Origin of the sequence: Arthrobacter sp. Br18 (assembly GCF_000520555.1) — a bacterium.
Lineage (GTDB): Bacteria > Actinomycetota > Actinomycetes > Actinomycetales > Micrococcaceae > Arthrobacter_D.
This window is the reverse complement of record NZ_KI914846.1, coordinates 136,200-141,218: the sequence shown is the minus strand read 5'-3', so window position 1 is coordinate 141,218 and position 5,019 is coordinate 136,200. Positions and strand designations below refer to the sequence as shown.

General features: G+C 66.7%; 7 protein-coding genes. 6 read left to right on the top strand and 1 reads right to left on the bottom strand.

What is annotated here, in order from left to right; genetic code table 11:
- The 4 genes from Y704_RS24335 to Y704_RS0103395 form a co-directional block, all read left to right on the top strand.
- The coding region (locus tag Y704_RS24335; RefSeq protein WP_162149362.1) for a class F sortase at positions 1–187 on the top strand (187 nt) is incomplete at its 5' end.
- An 87-nt stretch (positions 188–274) separates the two neighbouring features.
- On the top strand, positions 275–844 hold the full coding sequence (locus Y704_RS0103405; RefSeq protein WP_026549057.1) for an RNA polymerase sigma factor: 570 nt from the start codon (positions 275–277) through the stop codon (positions 842–844).
- Positions 831–1,610 (top strand): anti-sigma factor domain-containing protein, encoded by a 780-nt coding sequence (locus tag Y704_RS0103400; protein WP_026549056.1) that lies wholly within the window; start codon positions 831–833, stop codon positions 1,608–1,610. The genes Y704_RS0103405 and Y704_RS0103400 overlap by 14 nt, the downstream gene beginning before the upstream one ends.
- Positions 1,611–1,681: 71 nt before the next feature.
- Positions 1,682–2,461, top strand: a complete 780-nt coding sequence (locus Y704_RS0103395) for an enoyl-CoA hydratase/isomerase family protein (RefSeq protein WP_026549055.1) — start codon at positions 1,682–1,684, stop codon at positions 2,459–2,461.
- An 18-nt stretch (positions 2,462–2,479) separates the two neighbouring features.
- Here the strand turns inward: Y704_RS0103395 and Y704_RS0103390 are convergent, their stop codons facing one another.
- On the bottom strand, positions 2,480–2,920 hold the full coding sequence (locus Y704_RS0103390) for an Lrp/AsnC family transcriptional regulator (protein ID WP_026549054.1): 441 nt from the start codon (positions 2,918–2,920) through the stop codon (positions 2,480–2,482).
- A gap of 213 nt (positions 2,921–3,133) precedes the next feature.
- On the opposite strand from Y704_RS0103390, the gene Y704_RS0103385 reads away from it, so the two are divergent.
- Together Y704_RS0103385 and Y704_RS18750 are read left to right on the top strand one after the other, a co-directional pair.
- Positions 3,134–4,282 carry a thiamine pyrophosphate-dependent enzyme gene (locus tag Y704_RS0103385; protein ID WP_026549053.1) on the top strand — a complete coding sequence of 383 codons (1,149 nt, stop codon included), beginning with the start codon at positions 3,134–3,136 and terminating at the stop codon, positions 4,280–4,282.
- A partial coding sequence (locus Y704_RS18750) for an alpha-ketoacid dehydrogenase subunit beta (protein ID WP_035771426.1) occupies positions 4,279–5,019 on the top strand: 741 nt, incomplete at its 3' end. The genes Y704_RS0103385 and Y704_RS18750, both read left to right, overlap by 4 nt.

Below are 5,019 nucleotides of genomic sequence, written 5' to 3'. Positions count from 1 at the left end.
GGATGCCGAGCCGGTGCGGTACCAGGTCACGGATGTCAGGCACGAACCGAAGGCGACCCTGAACACTGATGAGATCTTTCGTCGCGACGGCGGGCACCAGTTGATAATTATCACTTGCGGCGGTGAATGGCTGGCGGATCAGGACGACTATGAGGACGATGTGGTGCTGACGGCGTCGCCGCTCTGAACGGCCATGCAGGCAGCGGCTGGGCGGCGAAGCGGAGACCACCATTGGGGGCTTGGGTTCAGCGGCCGTGTCGTAGAGGAGAGCAGCTTGACACCTCCGAGTTCCGAGTGGACCCGGCGGCTGGATGTCGACTTCTCGGCCGGTGACGAGCAGGCACTCGCTCAGGCATACCGGAGTTTCTCACCGCTCGTCTTCAGCCTGGCGCTCCGTTCGCTCGGCGACCGGTCCGCAGCCTCCGATGCCACCCAGGAGGGCTTCATCAGGGCCTGGCGCTTTCGGGCGGGATACAATCCGGAGGCCGGCAGCCTGCCGGCCTGGTTGCTGGGCATCAGCAGGAACGTGGTCTCCGACGCGCAGTCCGCCCGCCAGAAAAGGAACCGGATTGTTCACCTGGCACACACGGCCGGCTACCCGCGTGCGGACGAGAACGGGGTGGACGAAATCGAGAGTGTGGCGAACCGGGTGGTCCTTGATGCGGAACTGGAACTGCTCGGCGAACCCCAACGGTCAATCCTCAGGCTGGCCTTCTGCGAAGACTTAACACATCAACAAATCTCGTCCCGGCTCGATCTGCCCCTTGGGACGGTCAAGAGCCACATTCGCCGAAGCCTCACCGCACTACGCAGCCGATTGGAGACCTGGAATGCAGCACCTTGATCCAGGGTCCATCAGTATGGCCGCCCTCAACGAGTCCCTGGATGCTCCCTCGGAGGAGCACCTCGCCGGGTGCGAGAGGTGTGCCGCTGAGGTTCGGGAACTCAACCTCGTGGTGGTGGCGGCACAGGGCGACACTTCGAGGACACATCTCGAATCGCCCGACCCCCAGGTATGGGAGGCGATCCACCGGGAACTCGGCCTGCAGCCGTCGCTGCTTCCGGACCCATTGACCGCAGACCGGTCGACCGCAGACCCGTGGTCCGGCGACGCCGCAGCCACTCCGGCGGGGCAGCTGGTGACCTTCACACCGCGCGGACCAGGGCCGCGGACGTTCACCACGAAGTCCCTGGTCGCTGCGGTGTCGATCGGTGTGCTGACGGGCGCGGGAGCGTTCTGGGCCGCCCAGATGCTTGGAACGAAAGCGTCCCCCGGGGTGGTTGCGCAGGCCGACCTGGCTCCGCTCGACGGCTATACAGCCCAGGGAAGTGCCGAAGTACTTTCAGCTGACGGCGCGCGGACTCTCCGGATCACCCTGACCGAGGAGCAGGCCGACGGGTACCAGGAAGTATGGCTGATCGCGCCCGATCTCCAACAGATGTACAGCCTGGGGGTCCTTGGCGAAGGCACCGGTTCCCTGGCGATTCCGGACAGCGTGGACCTCGCGGCGTTCCCTATCGTGGACGTTTCCGACGAGCCGCTGGACGGAGACCCCGCCCACTCCGGCGTCAGCGTGATCCGAGGAAGCCTGGCGGCCGCAACCGGCTAGATGCGCACCAGGCGGGTCGCCGGTCCGTCACCGCTAGGCTGATGGGACGCACCGGATCGGAAGGCACTTCCATGATTGAACTGACCCTTGAAAACAACGTCGCGGAAATCGTGCTCAATGCACCCCACAAGCTGAACTCCCTGGATGAGCAGGCGCTCACCGACCTGTCTTCGGCGTACGACGATGCCGCCCGCGCCGCAGCGACCGGGGCCGTCCGGACGCTGGTGCTGCGCGGTGAGGGCCGAGCGTTCTGCGCCGGCCGCGACATCTCGGGCGTCGATCCCGAGACCGACGACGCCGTCGCGTACCTGGACGGGCTCGTCACCCCGCTGTTGCGGAAGATGGCCGCTTTTCCCGCGCCGACATTCGCCGCCGCGCATGGGGCGTGCCTCGGCGTCGGGCTCGGGCTGCTGGTGGCCACGGACGTGGTCTACGTAGCGGAGAACGCGAAGCTCGGCTCGCCGTTCGCCAACCTCGGCGCCACCCTCGATTCGGGAGGGCACTGGCTGTTCACCGAGCGGCTGGGCGCGCACCGCACGCTCGACCTGATCTATACGGCAGAACTGATGACGGGAGCCGACGCCGTCGCCGCCGGCCTGTTCAGCCGGGTGATGCCCGCCGGGGACCTGCTGGAGCGCACGCGCGAAACCGCCGAGCGGGTTGCCGCCGGGGCCACCGGTGCGTTCCGGGCCTCCAAAGAGCTCGTCGCGGGCATCCGCGACAGGCGGCTCGGCCTCTGGGATGCGATCAGCGAGGAAAACGCTGCCCAGGGCGAGCTCTGCAGCACCACCGATTATGCCGAGGGATTCCGGGCCTTCCAGGAGAAGCGGAAGCCGGTGTTCGAGGGCTGAAACGCACCAGTGAATCCATCAGCGGGTGTCGAGGTCCTCGAAGACGAGGAAGGTCTGGGTGTCGAGCACGCCGGGCATGGATTGCAGCTGATCGAAAATCACGCGCCGGAGGCCGACGTTGTCCTCGGCCCGAACCAGGAGAATGACGTCGAAGTCCCCGCCGACCAACGCGATGTGGTGGACTTCCGGGACCTCCTGCAGCTTCTCCCGGAGTTCCCGCCAGGCGTGCTGCCGGACCTTGAGCGTCACGTACGCCGACGATTTCAGGCCTGCCTTCGCCGGATCGATGATCGCCGTGAACCGGGTGATGACGCCGTCGTCGGTCAGCTTCGCGATACGGGAGTAGGCGTGGGCACGCGAGATATGCACGTTTTCCGCCACTGACGTGACCGACTGCCGCGCGTCCCGGGTGAGTTCCGCAAGAATCCTTCGGTCCACCTCGTCCAGGTGTCTCTCCACGTGTCGACGCCTCCCTTCGTAATCCAGCTCACACTTACAATCTGTCTCCAAAAGTAGCCGATACTGACCGGTAAATCCACAATGTGCCGGATCCGTGGCGACGATCCGCTACCGGAGCGATACTTGAAGCGACGCAGTATCCAGAACCGGAAGTCGGCGGGCACTGCGTCGCTCTGGCATCGAACCGCCGACCGGCGGCCAATGGAGGCGACAATGACGATCCCCGCGAATCGGCAGTTCGACAGTCCACAGAAGGACGGCGAGCGCCGCAGCAGCCCGGAGGCAGCCCTCCTTCCGTCGTCGAGCCCGGTGCGGCTCATCGACCAGGACGGAGTCCACCAGCACAATGACCGCTATCCGCTGCCCGACGGCGTCGAACTGCGCCGCGGGTACGCCCAGCTGGTCAACGGACGCCGGATCAACGACCAGGCCAACGCCCTCGTCCGTCAGGGACGCATGGCGGTCTACCCGTCCTCCCACGGGCAGGAGGCGTGCCAGGTGGCGGCCGCCGCCGTGCTCGACGAGCGGGACTGGCTTTTTCCCACCTACCGCGACACCGTCGCCGTCATCACGCGCGGGGTGGACCCCCTCCAGGTACTGACCATGCTGCGTGGTGACTGGCATTCCGGGTATGACCCCTATGAGTACAAGGTAGCTACGCAGGCAACGCCGCTCGCCACCCAGCTGCTCCACGCCGTCGGCGTTGCCCACGCAGCAAAACTGCGCGGTGAGAACACCGTGGTGCTCGCTCTGTGCGGTGACGGGGCCACGAGCGAGGGCGACTTCCACGAGGCACTCAACTTCGCGGCAGTGTTCCATGTCCCCGTGGTGTTCTTCATCCAGAACAACGAGTACGCCATCTCGGTGCCGCTGAAGAACCAGTCGGTGGCGCCGTCGCTGGCCCATAAGGCGATCGGGTACGGCATGCCCGGCGAGCGCGTGGACGGCAACGACCTCGCGGCCCTGCTCTCAGTTCTCGGTGCGGCGGTGGACCGGGCGCGTGACGGCGGAGGCCCCTCCCTCGTGGAGGCCCACACCTACCGGATGCAGGCGCACACCAACGCCGACGACGCCACACGCTACCGCCCGGCCGCCGACGTCGAGACGTGGGTGCCGAAGGATCCGCTGAGCCGGCTGCGCATCTATCTGCGCGGGTTGAACCTGCTCGACGACGATGCCGAGGCCGGGCTCGCGGCGGAGGCGGAGGCGCTGGCCGCAACCATCCGCGACGGGCTCAACCAGGAGGCCGAAGTGGATCCGCAGGACCTCTTCGCCTTCGTCTATTCCCAGAAAACCTCCCAGCTGCGTGAACAGGCAGACCTGCTGCGCGAGGAACTGATCCGCGAGGACATCACGCCATGACGCAGACAGCCGAACGCACCACGGGCACCGCCCGCGCATCCACCGCAACTCCTGTCACCTTCGCCAAGGCACTCAACACGGGCCTTGCCGATGCCATGGAGGCCGACGAATCCGTCCTGATGTTCGGGGAGGACGTGGGACCGCTGGGTGGGGTCTTCCGCGTCACGGACGGCCTCACCGCGCGGTTCGGTGAGGAACGCTGCTTCGACACGCCGCTGGCGGAAGCGGGCATCATGGGTATGGCCATCGGCATGGCGATGAACGGCATGCGCCCGGTCGTCGAGATGCAGTTCGACGCCTTCGCCTACCCCGCCTTCGAACAGGTGGTTAGCCACGTGGCGAAGATGGGCAACCGGACCCGGGGCAAGGTTCTCCTCCCGATGGTCATCCGTATCCCCTATGCGGGAGGAATCGGGGGAGTGGAGCACCACTGTGACTCCTCCGAGTCCTACTACGCGCACACCCCCGGCCTGACGGTCCTCGCCCCGGCCACGGTCCGCGACGCCTACACTCTGCTGCGTGAGGCGATCGCCCTGCCCGATCCCGTGGTGTTCCTCGAACCGAAGAAACTGTACTGGTCCAAGGAGGAGCTGGACCTGGCCGAGCTCCGCCGGTCCTTCGACGAGCAGACCGGGCCGCGCTCCATCGGCCGCGCAGTCGTTGCCCGGCCGGGAACCGAGGCGACGCTGATCGCGTACGGACCCTCGGTGCCCACCGCCATGGCCGCGGCGGCTGCG